At 70.5% G+C, this 16,006-nt stretch carries 14 protein-coding genes; 9 read left to right on the top strand and 5 right to left on the bottom strand.

All coding sequences use genetic code 11. From position 1 onward, the window contains the following. The first annotated feature begins 7 nt into the window (after positions 1-7). Positions 8-1,621: a glycosyltransferase family 87 protein gene (locus tag VET29_RS00845; RefSeq protein ID WP_324913265.1), complete on the top strand. Its 1,614-nt coding sequence runs from the start codon at positions 8-10 to the stop codon at positions 1,619-1,621. Positions 1,622-1,679: 58 nt separating this feature from the next. Here VET29_RS00845 and VET29_RS00840 read toward each other — a convergent pair whose 3' ends face one another. The 3 genes from VET29_RS00840 to VET29_RS00830 are packed head-to-tail and all read right to left on the bottom strand — an operon-like array spanning position 1,680 to position 4,413. Continuing rightward, complete coding sequence (locus tag VET29_RS00840) at positions 1,680-2,171, bottom strand: hypothetical protein (protein ID WP_324913263.1); 492 nt, start codon at positions 2,169-2,171, stop codon at positions 1,680-1,682. 23 nt (positions 2,172-2,194) lie between these two features. Then, positions 2,195-3,583, bottom strand: a complete 1,389-nt coding sequence (locus VET29_RS00835) for a glycosyltransferase family 87 protein (protein ID WP_414636428.1) — start codon at positions 3,581-3,583, stop codon at positions 2,195-2,197. A gap of 59 nt (positions 3,584-3,642) precedes the next feature. Further along, the gene (locus VET29_RS00830) at positions 3,643-4,413 is read right to left on the bottom strand and encodes a deoxyribonuclease IV (RefSeq protein WP_324913261.1); all 771 of its coding nucleotides are present in this window, start codon (positions 4,411-4,413) and stop codon (positions 3,643-3,645) included. 177 nt (positions 4,414-4,590) lie between these two features. Here VET29_RS00830 and VET29_RS00825 point away from each other — a divergent pair, with 177 nt between their 5' ends. From VET29_RS00825 to VET29_RS00795, 7 genes are all read left to right on the top strand, one after another. After that, on the top strand, positions 4,591-5,571 hold the full coding sequence (locus VET29_RS00825) for a hypothetical protein (RefSeq protein ID WP_324913259.1): 981 nt from the start codon (positions 4,591-4,593) through the stop codon (positions 5,569-5,571). 73 nt (positions 5,572-5,644) lie between these two features. Next, positions 5,645-5,941 carry a 30S ribosomal protein S6 gene (gene rpsF / locus VET29_RS00820; protein ID WP_324913322.1) on the top strand — a complete coding sequence of 99 codons (297 nt, stop codon included), beginning with the start codon at positions 5,645-5,647 and terminating at the stop codon, positions 5,939-5,941. Positions 5,942-5,957: 16 nt separating this feature from the next. Next, complete coding sequence (locus VET29_RS00815; protein WP_324913257.1) at positions 5,958-6,449, top strand: single-stranded DNA-binding protein; 492 nt, start codon at positions 5,958-5,960, stop codon at positions 6,447-6,449. A gap of 37 nt (positions 6,450-6,486) precedes the next feature. Next, positions 6,487-6,747 (top strand): 30S ribosomal protein S18, encoded by a 261-nt coding sequence (gene rpsR / locus VET29_RS00810; RefSeq protein WP_133904028.1) that lies wholly within the window; start codon positions 6,487-6,489, stop codon positions 6,745-6,747. Positions 6,748-6,764: 17 nt separating this feature from the next. Next, positions 6,765-7,217 carry a 50S ribosomal protein L9 gene (gene rplI / locus VET29_RS00805; RefSeq protein WP_324913252.1) on the top strand — a complete coding sequence of 151 codons (453 nt, stop codon included), beginning with the start codon at positions 6,765-6,767 and terminating at the stop codon, positions 7,215-7,217. A gap of 428 nt (positions 7,218-7,645) precedes the next feature. Continuing rightward, positions 7,646-9,025: a replicative DNA helicase gene (gene dnaB, locus VET29_RS00800; RefSeq protein ID WP_324913250.1), complete on the top strand. Its 1,380-nt coding sequence runs from the start codon at positions 7,646-7,648 to the stop codon at positions 9,023-9,025. 142 nt (positions 9,026-9,167) lie between these two features. Further along, on the top strand, positions 9,168-10,208 hold the full coding sequence (locus tag VET29_RS00795; RefSeq protein ID WP_324913248.1) for a hypothetical protein: 1,041 nt from the start codon (positions 9,168-9,170) through the stop codon (positions 10,206-10,208). A 60-nt stretch (positions 10,209-10,268) separates the two neighbouring features. Here the strand turns inward: VET29_RS00795 and VET29_RS00790 are convergent, their stop codons facing one another. Together VET29_RS00790 and VET29_RS00785 are read right to left on the bottom strand one after the other, a co-directional pair. Beyond that, positions 10,269-13,559: a hypothetical protein gene (locus VET29_RS00790; RefSeq protein WP_324913246.1), complete on the bottom strand. Its 3,291-nt coding sequence runs from the start codon at positions 13,557-13,559 to the stop codon at positions 10,269-10,271. A gap of 246 nt (positions 13,560-13,805) precedes the next feature. After that, the gene (locus VET29_RS00785; protein ID WP_324913244.1) at positions 13,806-14,558 is read right to left on the bottom strand and encodes a hypothetical protein; all 753 of its coding nucleotides are present in this window, start codon (positions 14,556-14,558) and stop codon (positions 13,806-13,808) included. A gap of 236 nt (positions 14,559-14,794) precedes the next feature. Between VET29_RS00785 and VET29_RS00780 the strand changes: the two genes are divergently transcribed. Further along, the gene (locus VET29_RS00780; RefSeq protein WP_324913243.1) at positions 14,795-15,988 is read left to right on the top strand and encodes an AI-2E family transporter; all 1,194 of its coding nucleotides are present in this window, start codon (positions 14,795-14,797) and stop codon (positions 15,986-15,988) included. Positions 15,989-16,006 lie beyond the last annotated feature (18 nt).

Here is a 16,006-nt window from a genome sequence, read left to right as displayed (position 1 = left end):
CGGCCGCGTGACCGAGCCCGCTGACGAGGTCGACGACATCGCAGACGACACCGCGGACCCCACCGGGGACGGTGCCGTCGCGCCGGCGAACACCCGCCCCGGCAACGTCAGCGACACCGCGACGCTCGGCCCGTCGGACCGCGTCGTCCCGACGTGGACCGAGCCGATCGCCCGCGCGGGCAGCACGCCGATCGGTGGCCCGCTCGGCGTGCACGCGGTGATCGGGCGGCACTGGTTCTGGACGCCGCTGCGGGTGGCGCTGCTGATCGCGCTCATCGGACTGGCCGTCGGCTGGTTCGGCAAGGCCGCTTGCGTACAGCAGTACTACAACGAGGACTCGAAGCAGCTGGAGCTGGACTGGCGGTCGAACCGGCCGTTCACCGCCATGTGCTACTCCGACATCATCCCGCTGTACTCGGCCGAGCAGCTGGACAAGGGTGGCTTCCCGTACCAGACGAGCTGGTACGACGACGAGGGCAAGCCGACGCAGCACCAGCGCTGGATGGAGTACCCGGTACTGACCGGCCTGTTCCAGTGGGTGAACGCGAAGCTGACCGACGGCTGGCTGAACATCGCGAACGCCGGCTGGCTACCGACCGGCCTGGCTGTGACGGTGTTCTTCGACATCTCGGCGTTCTGGCTGGCCCTGGCGTGGCTGGTGACGATCTGGGCCGTGACGAGAACGGCGCGGCGACGCCCGTGGGACGCGGCGCTCATCGCGGCGTCCCCACTGGTTCTGGTGCATGCCTTCACCAACTTCGACACCCTCGCGACCGCCTGCGCGGCGACCGCCATGCTGGCGTGGGCACGAAAACGCCCGGTCCTCGCCGGCGTGCTGCTGGGGCTGGGCGGCGCGGCGAAGCTGTATCCCCTGTTCCTGCTCGGGGCGCTGCTGGTGCTGTGCCTGCGGGCGGACCGGATGCGGGTGTTCTACCGAGCGGCGGGCGCCGCGGCGCTGACGTGGGCCGCGGTGAACCTGCCGATCGCCCTGCTGTACCCGCGCGGCTGGTGGGAGTTCTTCTACCGCAACAGCCTGCGCGGGGCCGACCCGGACTCGCTGTACAACGTGATCAGCCAGTACACCGGCTGGCAGGGGTTCGACGGTCCACTGGCGTTCGACCAGATGCCGACCTGGCTGAACGCGGTGACCGCACTGCTGTTCCTGGCGTGCTGTGCGGGGATCGCGTTCATGGCGATGCACGCCCCGATGCGGCCGCGGGTCGCGCAGCTGGGCTTCCTCGTCGTGGCCGCGTTCCTGGTGACGAACAAGGTGTGGAGCCCGCAGTACTCACTGTGGCTGGTGCCCCTGGCGATCCTGGCCGTACCACGGTGGCGGTTGCTGCTGGGGTGGATGACGCTGGACGCGCTGGTGTGGGCGCCACGCATGATGTTCTACCTCGGCGACGACAAGAAGGGCCTGCCGATCGACTGGTTCCTGTCGTTCGTCGTGCTGCGGGACCTGGCGGTGCTCGGCCTGTGTGTCCTGGTCGTCTACGAGATCTACCATCCGGCCCGCGACCTGGTCCGCATGGCCGGCGACGACGACCCGACGGGCGGCGTCCTGGACGGCGCCGAGGACAAGGTCGTGTTGAAACGCCGCGAGCCCGTCCCCGTAGCCTGACCCTAGGTGTGGACAACCTGTGGACAACCGCGAGTGGTTGTGGACAGGTCAATGTCGACTAGCGCGACCTGAGGAACAGGCGGCCGTTCGACTTGGTCAGCAGGTCGTCCATCAGATGGTCGGCACGCATGGGTTGCAGGCGGCGGCGCATGGCGTTGAAGAACTGTTCGCCCGGCCACCAGACCGCGGACAGGATCAGGGAGCCGAACGCGCCGATCAGCAGCACGCCGCGTTCCTGGTCGGCCACCGCGATCACCAGGCCTGCCAGCACGGGCAGCTCGATCGCCGGGAGGCGGTACGTGAACGTCCTCGACAGCCAGACGTGGACCTCGCCGGGGGAGGGGAACGCGCTCGGGGTCAGCACCGGGTCCACCACCAGCATCATCACCAGGAAGCCCGCCGCCGCCAGCAGCAGCGGGATCATGGTGCTCGCCGTCATGTCGTGCGGCGCGTCGCGGACGACCACCAGGCCCACCAGTGGGATCGCCACCGCGGACAGCACGAAGGCACTGGCCAGGATCCGCGCGTCAGTGCCATCCGTTGTTTCCATGCGCGCATCGAACGTGTCGGCCGTCACGCTGTCAAGCGTTCGCGGAACGTTTCCTTCGACGTGAGGAAGGCGAAGAACAGGCCGACGAGCAGTGCCGCCCTCCCCCAGACGCCCACCATGACCGCCTGGGCCGCCAGCCCGTTGTAGATGTCGCCGTGCTTGCCGTAGAAGATCTCGTAGTACCAGCGGAAGATCCCGATCCCCATGGCCAGGTCCGCGGCGAAGTACGCCACGATCCAGCCCCAGCGGATCCGCAGCAGCACGAACATCGGGATCAGCCAGAGCGTGTACTGCGGCGAGTGCACCTTGTGCAGCAGCAGGAACCCGCACAGCATGGCCGCCGACACCGGCACCCATGGGTACGTGCCCTCCTTCTGGTACCGCACCCAGCCGACCGTGCACGCCACCACGAACGAGATGAGCATCAGCAGTGGCGACAGCACGCCGATGAGCTCCTGCACCGGCACGTTCTCGGGGTTCGAGTCCGGCCGCAGCCCCCAGAACCAGATCGAGTTCGTCGTGATGTCGGCCTTGCGCAGCAGCTGGAACGTGAACGACGCGCGCCAGCCCTCGAACCCGGCGATCATGAACGGCACGTTCACCGCGATCGCGGTCCCCAGCGTGACGCCCGCGACCCGCAGCGCGCCGCGCCAGTCGAGGCCCTTGCGCCCCTCGACGAACTCGGCGCGGTCGCGGCCACCGGTCAGCACGTACAGCATCAGTGGCAGCGCGAAGATCGCCGGGTACACCTTGAACGCGAAGCCCAGCCCCAGCAGGACCCCGGCGACCGTCGCCCTGGTCGCCAGCGGTCTGCTCGCGCCGCGCGACCCCCAGCCGTGGTGCACCACGTAGATCGCGGCGGTCGCGCACAGGACCACGGGCAGTTCCCAGTTGTGGAACGCGTACAGCACCAGCGGCGGCCCGATCGCCCACAACAGGGCCCGCCAGCCGGACATGCGGCCGAGCAGCCACGCCGTCGCCAGCCCGAACGGCGCCAGCAGCAGTGCCGAGTACAGCAGGAAGTCCGCGTCCGTGTGCGCGAACAGCGCCGACGCCCAGATGAACACGCCGGTCAGCACCGGGTACTCGACCACGCCGCCGACCGGCTGGCCCTTGTTGGTCAGCTTGCCGTGCACGTACGGGAACACGTGCCGGTCGATGTCCCGGCCGATCCACAGGGTCTGGATGTCGGAGTAGCAGACGTCCCGGTACCGGCGCTCGTCGAAGTCCGGCTGGCTGCGGCCCCACTGGTCGAAGCGGGGACCCGTGCAGCGGTCCTTGTTGACGAACCCGAGGACGAGCGTGATCCCGCACAGCGCGATGAGCACGATCAGGCCGAACGAGGTGAGCCGCACACCGACGCTCGGCGGGCGGGGCGCTTCGTCCCCCGCCGCGCCCACCTCCTCGGGCACGTCCGCTCCTGACCTCGGTTGCGACTCGGGTGCCGCCGCGGCGCCGGCCGGCACGATGCTCACCGTCCCGTGGCCTCACGCAGGAACGCGATGTCGTCGGCCTGCCCGTCGGCCGGTGTCTCCACCACGACGGGCGCGCCGGCCTCCTTGACCACCGCGGCGAGCTGCTCGGCGTCGATCATGCCAGTCGCGATGTTCGCGTGCCGGTCCCGCGACGATCCGAACTCGTCCCGCGAGTTGTTCAGGTGCACGAGGTCGATGCGGCCGGTGATGGCCCTGACCCGCTCGACGATGCCGACCAGGTCCTCGCCTGCCGAGAACGCGTGGCAGGTGTCCAGGCAGAACCCGGCGCCGAACTCGCCGACCTCGTCCCAGAGTCGCGCCAGCATGTCGAACCGGCGGGCCATGGCGTTCTCGCCGCCCGCGGTGTTCTCGATCAGGACCGGCAGCGGGAAGCCACCTGCCTCGGCCTGGCGGGCGAAGAACTTGCGCCAGTTCACGAGCCCTTCCGCGGGGTCCTCGCCCTGCGTGACGTGGCCACCGTGCACGATGAGACCCTTCGCGCCGGACTTGGCGGCGGACTCCGCGTACTGGGTGACGGTCTTGCGGGAGGGGATGCGGATACGGTTGTTCGTCGAGGCGATGTTGACCGGGTACGGCGAGTGCACGAACACGTCGATGCCGGCCTCGCGCAACGCGTCGGCCTGCGGATGCGGCGGCTGTGCCTTCCAGCTCTGCGGGTCACCGAGGAAGAACTGCACGACGTCCGCGTTCCGCTCCCGTGCGGCGCCGAGAGGGTCGTCGCTGTGGATGTGGGCGCCGATGCTCATGGCCCGCGAGCGTAGTCGGCCGCGCCGAGGGGAGTATGGAGGTCCCGCCGGTTGGGCCGGACGGCGGAACGCGCGCCGCCCTGGCGACCAATCTGCCTGGTCATCGTCACCAAGTGCGGTTAACGTCGTTGAAAAGGTGTTACCCGCGAGTATCCAGGTGTGTGTCCGGGAGGGAAGATGCGCCGACGTGTGAACAAAGTCGTCTCCGCGGTCGCGCTCGTTTTCGCCACCTCGCTGGCAGTTCTTCTGGCTGGTAGCGGCACGGCCGTCGCGGCGGAGCCGATCGTCATCGGCAGCTGCGCCACCAGCGTCCAGGGCACCCCCGGCCAGCCCGTCTCCCTCGCGCCGTCGGCCGTGCTCGGCATCGTCACCGACGCCGTGCGGGCGGTGCCCATCCTCGGACCGCCCCTCGCGGGAGCCGCCAACCAGGCGTTCGCCGCGCTGCCGCCCATCCCGATCGGCGCGCTGCCCAACGGCACCGGATACATCACCGGCGCCACCATCGCGAACGCGGTGACCGCGGAACTGCGGAAGATCCCCCTGCTCGGCGGCATCATCACCGCGGTCGCCACCGGCGTGCAGCAGCAGCTCACCGCGCTCTGCGGGGTGACCGTGACCGGCGTGAACGGCGCCGCGGCACCCGTCCAGGACGGCGCGAAGGCCGTGGCGGACGCCTCGGAGGCCGGCGTGGGCCAGGTCGTCCCGGGCGCACCGGGCAGCGGCAAGCCCGGCACCGGCGTCAGCCCCGGCTCGAACCCCGGCACCACCCCCGGTGGTGGCTCGCCCTCGCCCAACCAGCCGGTCACCGGCGGCACGAACGGCCTCGGCCTCCAGCTCTACCAGCAGGGCCTGTGGGACTTCGGCCGCTCGCCGATGGCCGACTACTCGAACATCCCGTTCGCCCGCGCCGGCATGTGGGCGCCCTCGCCGGGCGTCCGGTACGGCGGCGGCGTCCCCGGGTACTCCCCGGAGTTCGGCATCGTCGGCGACACCACCGACGACGGCGTGTCGGTGGCCGGCCGCGCGGAGGCGCTGAAACCGCCGATGAACCAGCGGGTCGAGTTCCCGGTGCTCCTGGCCGTGCTGGCGCTGTCCGGCGTGACGGCCGCGCTCGTCCGTACCTGGGTGCTGCGCAGGGCCCCTCAGGTCGCCCTGTAGCCTGTTCGTCGTAAGACCCCTCCTGCCACGGAGAGTCCGTGGCCGCCGAGTCCACAGGAGGTGAGTGGTCTTCATGCGTCATTACGAGGTTATGGTCATCCTCGATCCCACTCTCGACGAGCGCACGGTTCAGCCCACGCTGGACAACTTCCTCAACGTCATCCGCACCTCGGGCGGGAACGTCGAGAAGGTTGAGGTCTGGGGCAAGCGTCGCCTCTCGTTCGAGATCAAGAAGCACACCGAGGGCATCTACGCCGTGCTCGATGTGAACTCCGAGCCAGATGCGGTCAAGGAGCTCGACCGTCAGCTGGGGCTCCAGGAGTCGGTGCTGCGGACCAAGGTTCTGCGGCGCGACCCCGCGGGGGCCTGACACCGGGAGGTACAACATGGCCGGCGACACGGTTATCACCGTTATCGGCAACCTGACCGCCGACCCGGAGCTGCGGTTCACGCAGTCCGGTGCCGCGGTCGCCAACTTCACCATCGCGTCGACGCCGCGCACCCTCGACCGGGCATCCGGTGAGTGGAAGGACGGCGAGGCCCTCTTCCTGCGGTGCAACATCTGGCGGCAGGCCGCCGAGAACGTGGCGGAGTCCCTGACCAGGGGCGCGCGCGTGATCGTCAGCGGCCGGCTCAAGCAGCGGTCCTTCGAGACCCGTGAGGGTGAGAAGCGGACCGTCGTCGAGCTCGAGGTCGACGAGATCGGCCCGTCGCTGCGCTACGCCACCGCGAAGATCAACAAGGTGGCCCGCGGGAGCGGCGGTGGTGGCGGCTACGGCGGTGGTGGCAACGGCGGTGGCGCCCCGGCCGACGACCCGTGGGGCTCGGCCCCGCCGGCGGGCTCTGGCGGCGGGTTCTCGGACGAACCGCCCTTCTGATTCACAGCTTCGGGATTTGACTGAGGAGTAAAGACCAGTGGCAAAGCCACCCATTCGCAAGCCCAAGAAGAAGGTTTGCGTGTTCTGCAAGGCCGAGAAGAAGGCCAAGTCGAAGTCGGACCTTCAGGACATCGACTACAAGGACACCACGCTGCTGCGGAAGTACATCTCCGACCGCGGCAAGATCCGTGCCCGCCGGGTCACCGGCAACTGCAGCCAGCACCAGCGTGACGTCGCCATCGCGGTGAAGAACGCGCGGGAGATGGCGCTGCTGCCGTACACCTCGACCGCGCGCTGAGCAAGGAGTCCGCTGTCATGAAACTCATCCTCACCGCTGATGTGGACGGCCTCGGTGGGCCGGGCGACATCGTCGAGGTCAAGGACGGCTACGGGCGCAACTACCTGCTGCCCCGCCAGCTGGCAATCGTCGCATCCAAGGGCGCCGAGAAGCAGGTGCAGACCATCCGTCGCGCGCAACGGGCCCGGGCCATCCGCGGCCTGGACCACGCGACGGAGGTCAAGGAGGCGATCGAGAAGATCTCCCCGGTGAAGCTGAAGGCCAAGGCCGCCGCGGGGTCCGGCAAGCTGTTCGGCTCGGTCACCACGGCCGACGTCGTCTCGGCGGTCAGGGCCGCCGGCGGGCCGGCGCTGGACAGGCGTTCGGTCGAGCTGTCGGGTCACATCAAGACCGTCGGCAAGCACTCGGTCAACGTCCGGCTGCACCCGGATGTCACCGTCTCCTTCAAGCTCGAGGTCACGGCCAACTAGTTTTGGGTGACACAGAGTAGTTGATCTGCTGGTCAGCCCCGCGCCGGGTAACCGTCCCGGCCGGGGCTGACGGGTCTGTTTCCGGTCATCGTCGGCGGACGCCCCGCGACACGCCGAGGACGCGTTTCACAGCGACACGCCGACCGAGTTTTTCCACACCTCGCCTACCGCCCCTGAGCTGGGGTTTCGTTGGCGATCGCACAACCTGTCCCCAAGTTGTCCACAGGTGCCACGGCAGGCTGTGACTCGTTGGCGTGAGCTGTCCACAGGTCTGTCCACCGGTGTGTTTGCGGACTGGTTCGGCGCACTCTAAGTTCCGCTTGTCCGCTCGCTCTGCGTGTACGGCCGGCCGGGCGTCTTGCCGCGGCCGTCGCTGGTGCTTATCGTTGGTGTTCGAACTTATGTTCGAGATCTGAGGGGGCTATTCGGTGGCTCTGACCGATGACCGGGCAGCCGCGACGGGTCCGCCCGAGAGCGGCAACGGTTTCGACAGGCAGCCGCCGCAGGACCTGACGGCGGAGCAGAGCGTTCTCGGCGGGATGATGTTGTCGAAGGACGCGATCGCCGACGTGGTCGAGGTGCTGCGTCCCGGCGACTTCTACCGCCCGGCGCACCAGCTGGTGTACGACTGCGTCCTCGACCTGTACAGCCGCGGCGAGCCGGCCGACGCGGTGACCGTGGCGGCGGAGCTCGAACGGCGCGGCGAGCTGCGCCGGGTCGGCGGCGCCCCGTACCTGCACACCCTGATCGCGACGGTGCCGACCGCCGCCAACGCCAGCTACTACGCGGAGATCGTCGCCGAGAAGGCGACACTGCGCAGGCTGGTCGAGGCCGGTACCCGGATCGTGCAGCTGGGGTACTCGGGCGCCGAGGGCGCGGACATCAACGAGGTGGTCGACCGAGCGCAGTCGTCGATCTACGAGGTCACCGAGCGCCGGATGACCGAGGACTACGTGGCACTGGAGGAGCTCCTCCAGCCGACCATGGACGAGATCGACGCGATCGCGTCCCGCGGCGGCACCTCGCTGGGCGTCCCGACCGGCTTCGCCGACCTGGAGGCCGTCACCAACGGCCTGCACCCCGGCCAGATGATCATCGTCGCGGCCCGCCCGGGTATCGGCAAGTCGACCCTCGGGTTGGACTTCGCCAGGTCCTGTTCGATCGCGCACCGGATGACCAGCGTCATCTTCTCGCTGGAGATGAGCCGCACCGAGATCGTGATGCGCATGCTGTCGGCCGAGGCGAGGATCCGGCTGCAGGACATGCGTGGCGGCCGCATGACCGACGACGACTGGACCCGGCTCGCCCGCCGGATGAGCGAGGTCAGCGAGGCGCCGCTGTTCGTGGACGACTCGCCGAACATGACCATGATGGAGATCCGGGCGAAGGCCAGACGCCTCAAGCAGAGGCACGACCTGAGGCTCGTGGTCGTCGACTACATGCAGCTGATGACGTCCGGCAAGCGGGTGGAGTCCCGCCAGCAGGAGGTCTCGGAGTTCTCCCGGCAGCTCAAGCTGCTGGCAAAGGAGCTCGAGGTGCCCGTGGTCGCGATCAGCCAGCTGAACCGCGGTCCGGAACAACGCACCGACAAGCGCCCCATGCTGTCCGACCTCCGTGAGTCCGGCTCCCTGGAACAGGATGCCGACATGGTCATCCTGATCAACCGCCCGGACGCCTTCGAACGCGACGACCCCCGTGCCGGGGAGGCCGACCTGATCCTGGCCAAACACCGCGCCGGCCCGACGGCGACCATCACCGTCGCGCACCAGCTGCACTACAGCCGCTTCACCGACCTGGCTCAGGCCTAGGACCGGCCTCCGGGGAAGCCGCACCAAACCGCAACTCGGGGTGTGCGAACGCGGGACTCGCTATGTCTGAACGCGGGACTCGCGCTGAGTGGGTCGGCGGTCGGCGTTTGCGGCGGCACTTGCCTGACCTACCGTTGTGGTCATGGCCGATCGGCGTGCCTCGCTTGGGCGCGTGCAGGTGTACCTCGGGCGCTGCCGCGCCGACGAGGTCGTCGCCAACCGTGAGCGGTTCGGGGGCGTCACTCTCCAGGGCCTGCACGGGTTGGCGGTCGCCACGCGGTTGGCACGGGTCGGCGAGCTGCGCGGGGTCGACCTGGACCCGGCCGCCTATCTCGCCCGTGGGAAGGCGAAGCCGCCGGTGGTCGAGGGGCAGCTGGGATTCGACCTCGACCTGCCCGTCTTCGACTGGGTGACCGCGCAGGCCGAGCTCGGGCTGCCGGTGGTGCGGACGCCCGGGCAGCGGTTGCGGGTGGGACAGCTCGACGAGCTGAAGGCCGAGCTGGCGCGTGACTATCCCGTGCCGGTGTCCGTCACCCTGGTGCTCGACGGCGGATGGCTCGGGTCCAGGCACAGCGGCGTGCTCGCCGAGCAGCTGCGCGCGGCCAACCGGGACGTGTCCCTCGTGCTCGGCGCGCCGTTCGACCCCGTCGACTCCTCGTACAAGGTGCAGGGGCTGCAACGGTTGCTGCGGTGGAGCGCGCGGACCGGCCGGAAGCTCGAGCTGCTGCGCACCGGACCCATCGGGATTCCGGCCATCGCCGCCGGGGCGAAGGTCGCCGCCATCGGACTGTCCACCTCGACACGGCACCTCGGGGGGCCGGTCGCCCGGCGAGCGGACGGGGTGCGGCCAAAGCGAAGCCCGCAGGTCTTCGTGCCGCGGCTGCTGCACTGGCAACGCGGCGTCGACCTCAAGGGCACCGAGGTGACCCACTGCGGATGTCCAGCCTGCGCCAAGGCGGGCAAAGGACTGTCCCGGTTCGATGTCTCCTTCGACTCGGCCGTGCCCACCGCGGTCCGCAACGCCGCGCAGGAACACGACTCGCTCGCGCTCGCGGACCTGGTCCAGTCGGTCATGGGCGCCAGCGACCCCAGGGACAAGCTCGCCCGGCTGCGGGCGGAGGCCCAGGAGCTCGCCGGCGATCTGGGCATGCCGGTGCCGAGGTGGCTCGGCAGCTGGGACTAGCGCACAGGGGAAGGGCCCGGGAGGAGGGGGTGCTCTCCCGGGCCCTTCCTGGTTACCCGATCAGCCGATCGAGTGGGCGGTGAAGAGGTTCGCCAGCGCGGCGCGGGTCGAGTCGAGCGAAGACCCCGCAGACCGCGAGCCGGCCCCCATCGAGGTCACGGTCGGCACGTCGGCGCCGACCGGTGCGGCCGGGAGGACCGGCAGGATCGTCGTGACGTCCGGCATGCTCGGGAAGGCCAGCGTCGGGTCGACCAGGCCACCGAACATCGGCGCGGACTGCAGCGGCGTCTCCGGGTAGGCGCGGCCGCCACCGAAGCCGGACGGCTGACCGGCCGGCAGCGGGGACAGCAGCGAGCCGAGGTCCGGCATCGCCGGCACCGCGGGCTGGCCACCGAAGACGTTGTCCAGCGAGCCGATGCCACCCAGCACGCCGCTGCCGTCCACCGGCGTGACCGAGGCGCTGCGGCCCGCGGCCGGGACCGGCAGGACCTGCGGCACGGCCGCCGGGGTGGCCAGGCCGCCCTGCGACACCAGGCCCGCCAGGCCGGGAAGCCCGGTCAGCACACCGGAGAACACGCCCTGAGTCGGGTCGTCCGCCATGCTGCGCGCGCCACGCCGCAACGACGGCACGTCCGTCGGTGCGATGCCGCCCTGGATCGGCGCGTTGAGCTGGGACTCACCCTCGCCCACCTGCAGGTTGCTCGTGTTGGCCGACTCGGTGATGGCCCTCGCGAGCACCTCGACGGGCACGTCGTACACCGGGGCGTTGGCGCCCACCGGCAGCGTCGCGTCCAGGCCGGACAGTGAGGCGGGGCCCTGGCCGCTCGTGGTGGAGGTGCCGCCGACCACGCCAGTGGTGTCGCCGTAGCCGGCGGCCGCCGACTGGCTGCCCACCGCGGCCACCGCGTCGCCGAACGGCTGCGCGACCGCACCCGCCGGGACGTCCACCAGGTTGCCCGAGATGAAGCCCGAGTCACCGTTGGTGTCGATGTCGCCGCCGGACTGCGCGTCCGTCTTGTTGGTCGCCAGGGAGGAGTTGAGACCGCCGACCCCCGACGCCGCTGCCGCGAAACTCTGCACGAGCGGCATGGCCTGCGGGCTCACCGCGTTTCCACTGACCGTCCCACACTGGCCGCTGGTCGAGGTGTCGCCACCGGCCACCGTGTTGGTGGCCGACCCGACGAGTGCGTTGTTCCTGCCCAGTGCCGCGACCGACTCGCCGTACACCTGGCCGGCACCGCCGGCAGGGGCGGACAGCACGTTGCCGCCGGCGAGTGCGTTCGACCCGTCGCTGGTCGCGTCGCCGCCCGCCGAGGAGTCGATCGTGTTGATCACGGTCTGGGTGCCCGTGGCCGCGCCGCTGACACCGTTTCCGAAACCCTGCAGCGGTGCGGAGACCGGGGTCTGGGCGATGTTGCCGGAGCCGACGCCCGCGGTGCCGGTGGCCTTGCTCGGCCCACCCGCGGTGACCTCGTTGGCGGCCAGGGCGGTGGTCCGGTAGCAGGCCAGCACGCCCGCGCCGTTGCCGAAGGCCTGCGCCGCCGACGCGACCGGGGCGTTCACCAGGTTGGACGACGCCAGGCCGTTGTCGTCGACGGCGCTGCTGCCGCCGCCGCCAATCACGTCCTTGTCCTCGCTGACCGTGGACTCCGCGCCACCGACGCCCGCGACGGCGTTGCCGAAGACCTCACCGGGCATCGTCACCGGGACGGTGCCCATGTTGCCGCCGCCGACGGCGTTGTCACCGGTGCTGCCGGTGTAGCCGCCCGCGGTTGTGGTGGTGGTGTTCTTCGCGGTCGTGGTGGCCTGGCCGACCGCCGCGATCGGGTTGGCGAACACGTCGACCGGGCCGGCCGGCGCGGTGTTGGCGGCGGTGCCGGACAGCACGCTGTCGTGGCCGCGGGTGTAGGAGTCCCCGCCCGCCGTCGAGTAGTTGGTGTTGATGGCGTTCGTGGTGGCCCTGCCCAACGCGATCGGGGCGTTGCCGTAGCCGGAGACCGGCAGTGCGACCGGAGCCGTGCCGATGGCGCCGGAGGCGATCGAGCCGGCACCCGTGCTGCGGCTGACGCCACCCGCGGTCGACCGTGTCGACGTCTCGCAGAACGCGTCCGCGGCACCGATGGCGCCACCGGCGTTGCCGCACAGCAACACGGGCCCGGAGGCCGCGGGCTGCACGATGTTGCCGGCGGCCACGGCCGGGGAGCCGTCGGTCTCGACGTAGGTGGGCACGCCGTACATGCCGGGGCGGGTCGCGCCGGACTGCGCGTTGGCCGTGGTGATCGCCTGGGCGACGGACCTGCCGCCGGCCATGATCGCGTTGCCGTTCGCCTTGACGGGCACCGCAACAGGCACCGGTACGGCGTTGCCGCCACCCACGCTGTCCGCACCGGAGGTGAGGATCCAGCCGCCCGCCTCGCCGGAGGTGTCCGCCGTTGAGCTCGCGGTGGCGAGGCCGAGGGCGGAGATCGCGTTGCCGCTGCCCTGGACGGGCGTCGCGAACTGCGGCGCGATCACGTTGCCGCCGAGGAGGCTGTGCTCACCGCTGGCGATGATGTCGCCCGTCGCCCACGCCTCCTGCGAGCTGTCGCCCGCCGCGCATGCCGTGCCGAGAACCGCGACGGCGTTGTTGGTGAACTGGACGGGCAGGGCCCAGTCCAGGTCGACCACGTTGCCGGAGATGACGCCACCGTCGCCGTTGGTCGCCACGTCGTGGTCGGTGCCGTAACTCTGCGACGAGTCGTTGCTCGTCGCGGCGGCGCCGAGGATCGCGATCGCGTTGCCGGACAGGTCGACCGGCACGACCAGGTCGGCGTTGATCGAGTTGCCGGACAGGTGCTGGCCGCGGGCGTCGAGCGCGGGCACGTTGACCTTGTCCGCGACGGACGGCAGGTGCGAGAGCCGGTCCCCGCCCGGGATACGGCTCAGCTTGTCGGTGACCGGCTTGGTCCGGTCCACGAGCGGGGTGGCCTGGTCACGGGCGCCGCCGGTGACCGAGGCGGCCCCGGACCGGACCTTGTCGACGGCCGGCGCGGCCAGGTTGGCCACGACCTGCTGCGCGTTGTTGACCACCGGGTCCGCGGCCGGGGCGAGCCGGCCCGTCGGCACCGCGCGTGTCACGTCGGAGGCGCGGATCGTGACGTCCCGGTGGACGTTCGGCACGATCTGGGTGCCGAGCGGCGTGCCGATGGCGTTGTTCTGGAGGTGGACGGGGGCGGTGACCGACCCGTCAAGCGGCGTGGCCGGCCTGTCGGGGTTCACGTCCTCGTCGGCAGAAGCGATGCCGGTACCCAGCATCAGCAAACCACCGGTGACTAGCGCGGTCTGGAGTCCACGCTTCGCCCAGGTTTGCATCGTCGGATGCTCCTTTCGGTTGTCCCTTTGGGGGTTGGCGGGTGGCCGGACGCGGGAGGGGGCGCGTCGGGGTGCTTCGGCCACCCGGGTCTGTGTGGTGGCGCGGGAAAGAAGGCCCGCGGGGTGGGAGCGGCGCTCGCGGGAGCGAACGTCCGCCGAAGGCGCGACACCGAGTGGTTCGAGAGGAAGACACGGTGCTGGATCCGCTCGGCCGCGACTGGCCGTGGCGGACGCGCCGGTCAGTGATCAGTCCGGAGCGACGCCGGGTTGAGCGCTCGCGCGACCGGAGGCGGCCGCGTCGGTCCCGTCGGCGATGCCGCCCATGACGAGCTCGCCGGCGGCACGGTCCTGCCACGGCAGTGCCGTGAACAGGTGTGAGTCACCGTCGTTGCCGACGGAACCGTGGTTGCCCGTGGTGGGGATGCCCGTCGGCGTGAACGGCAGCGGGGCCGGCCAGTTCGGCAGGCCGGGGTTGGCCGGCCGCGCCGGCGTGGGGGAACCCCGCCGGCTCATGCCGTCCGCGAACGCACGGTCCTTGGCGGTGTTCGGCGTGAGCGCGTCGACCGCGAAGCCCGGCGTGCCGGTGGTCGCCACCGGCGCGGGCGCCGGTGCGGGTGCCGGCGTGCCGGGCAGGTCCGACCGGTCGAAGCCGTCGACCGGGTACACGTGCTGCTCGTCGTGCAGGCACAGGTCCTCGCACCGCGGCAGCTCCGGGAGGTCGGCACGCGGCTGGAACTGCTCGGCCGCGTCCGTCACCTTCTGACCCAGATCGCCCAGCGGGTCGGTCGGCCGGGGCGGTGAAGTCCGCAGCTGCTGTGCCGCGACGTCGATCGTCTGCTCGACCGCCGGGTGCTCGACCGGCACCACAATCTGCTGGACCAACGCGGGCGCGTCGACCGGGACCTCGGTCTGGGCCGACGCGGACGTGCTGGACAGCAACCAGGCAAGGGCGGTACCGGCGGCAGCGCCGCCGAGCACCGTCAACGCACGAAAGATCATGCGCCGTGCCAATCTCGCCTGTGTCACAGAACCTCACCGCGTAGGGGCCGGGGCAGAGCCGGGAACGAACACTGGGCGATCGACTGATCACATTCGGTCCCGTCCGGCCTTGCAGCGAGACACTTTCATCCCTGACCCCCGCCTCGCACGCCACAAGACGACAGTCCGCCCAATCGAGTGACGCGAGAAGGACATATCGGCTCCCATATGTCCGAGTCGATCGATACCGTCTCCTTGTGACCTCAGAGAACCCCCCGCCGAGGGCGAACCGACGCCGCAGGACCCCGCCGGCCGACGTGACCGAACTGGTGCCGACCGGACTGCGTGTGAGCGCCGCCCTGGCCTGGCGGTTCCTGGTGATCATCGCCGCGCTCTACGTGCTGATCTGGCTGGCCGGCTACTTCTCGCACCTGATGGTGCCGATCGCGATCGCCCTGCTGCTCGCCGCGCTGATGGCGCCCGGCGTCGAGCGGCTGGTCAAGTGGGGCGTGCCGCGCGGGCTGTCGGCGATGCTGGTGATGGTGGCCGGCATCGCGGTGGTCGGCGGCCTGCTCACGTTCGTGATCATCCAGTTCATCGACGGCCTTCCCCAGCTGCAGCAGCAGGTGTCGGACTCGCTCACCCAGATCAAGGCCTGGCTCAAGGATGGTCCACTGCACATCCGCCAGGAGCAGATCACGAACTTCCTCAACAACATCATCGACACGATCCAGAAGAACCAGTCCGCGATCACCCAGGGCGCGATCACCACCGCGGCCACCATCGGCGAGATCCTGACCGGACTGCTGCTCACCGTGTTCGTGCTGATCTTCTTCCTGTACGACGGCGCGGGCATCTGGCGGTTCCTGACCCGCGGCGTGCCGGCGCGGGTGCGCGATCGGGTGGACGTCGCCGGGCGGCGCGGGTTCGGGGCGCTGGTCAGCTACGTGCGGGCGACCGCGGCGGTGGCGCTGGTCGACGCCGTCGGCATCGGCATCGGGCTGGCGGTCGTGGGTGTGCCGCTGGTGATCCCGCTCGCCGCGCTGGTGTTCCTCTCCGCGTTCGTGCCGATCATCGGCGCGGTGCTGGCCGGCACGGTCGCGGTGTTGATCACGCTGGTGGCCAACGGGTTCATCCAGGCACTGATCGTGCTCGCGATCGTGATCGCCGTGATGCAACTGGAGGGCCACGTGCTCCAGCCGTGGCTGCTGGGTCGCGCGGTGCGGCTGCACCCGCTGGCCGTCGTCTTCGCCATCGCCGCGGGGTTGATCGCGGCGGGCATCGCGGGCGCGTTGCTGTCCGTGCCGCTGCTGGCGGTGCTGAACGCGGGCGTCAAGTCGCTGGTGCACGGCGACGAGCCCGAGCCGGAGGACATCGACGTACTGCACCAGGACGCGACCGACCTCCCCGACGGCGAGAAGGAAACGAAGGCGCGCTGGGAACAACCGTGAGCGGAGCTTGCGGAGCGC

The organism is Actinophytocola sp. (assembly GCF_035634895.1).
Lineage (GTDB): Bacteria > Actinomycetota > Actinomycetes > Mycobacteriales > Pseudonocardiaceae > Actinophytocola.
Note: the sequence above shows the minus strand (reverse complement) of the source record. Positions and strands in the feature narration are given on the sequence as shown.

Excerpts from the sequence above, each read along its gene's own strand:
- VET29_RS00840 (WP_324913263.1), bottom strand. The coding sequence starts at position 2,171 with ATGGAAACAACGGATGGCACTGACGCGCGGATCCTGGCCAGTGCCTTC.
- VET29_RS00795 (WP_324913248.1), top strand. The coding sequence starts at position 9,168 with ATGGCCGATCGGCGTGCCTCGCTTGGGCGCGTGCAGGTGTACCTCGGG.
- VET29_RS00825 (WP_324913259.1), top strand. The coding sequence starts at position 4,591 with ATGCGCCGACGTGTGAACAAAGTCGTCTCCGCGGTCGCGCTCGTTTTC.
- rplI (WP_324913252.1), top strand. The coding sequence starts at position 6,765 with ATGAAACTCATCCTCACCGCTGATGTGGACGGCCTCGGTGGGCCGGGC.
- VET29_RS00830 (WP_324913261.1), bottom strand. The coding sequence starts at position 4,413 with ATGAGCATCGGCGCCCACATCCACAGCGACGACCCTCTCGGCGCCGCA.
- VET29_RS00785 (WP_324913244.1), bottom strand. The coding sequence starts at position 14,558 with ATGATCTTTCGTGCGTTGACGGTGCTCGGCGGCGCTGCCGCCGGTACC.
- rpsF (WP_324913322.1), top strand. The coding sequence starts at position 5,645 with ATGCGTCATTACGAGGTTATGGTCATCCTCGATCCCACTCTCGACGAG.
- VET29_RS00815 (WP_324913257.1), top strand. The coding sequence starts at position 5,958 with ATGGCCGGCGACACGGTTATCACCGTTATCGGCAACCTGACCGCCGAC.
- VET29_RS00790 (WP_324913246.1), bottom strand. The coding sequence starts at position 13,559 with ATGCAAACCTGGGCGAAGCGTGGACTCCAGACCGCGCTAGTCACCGGT.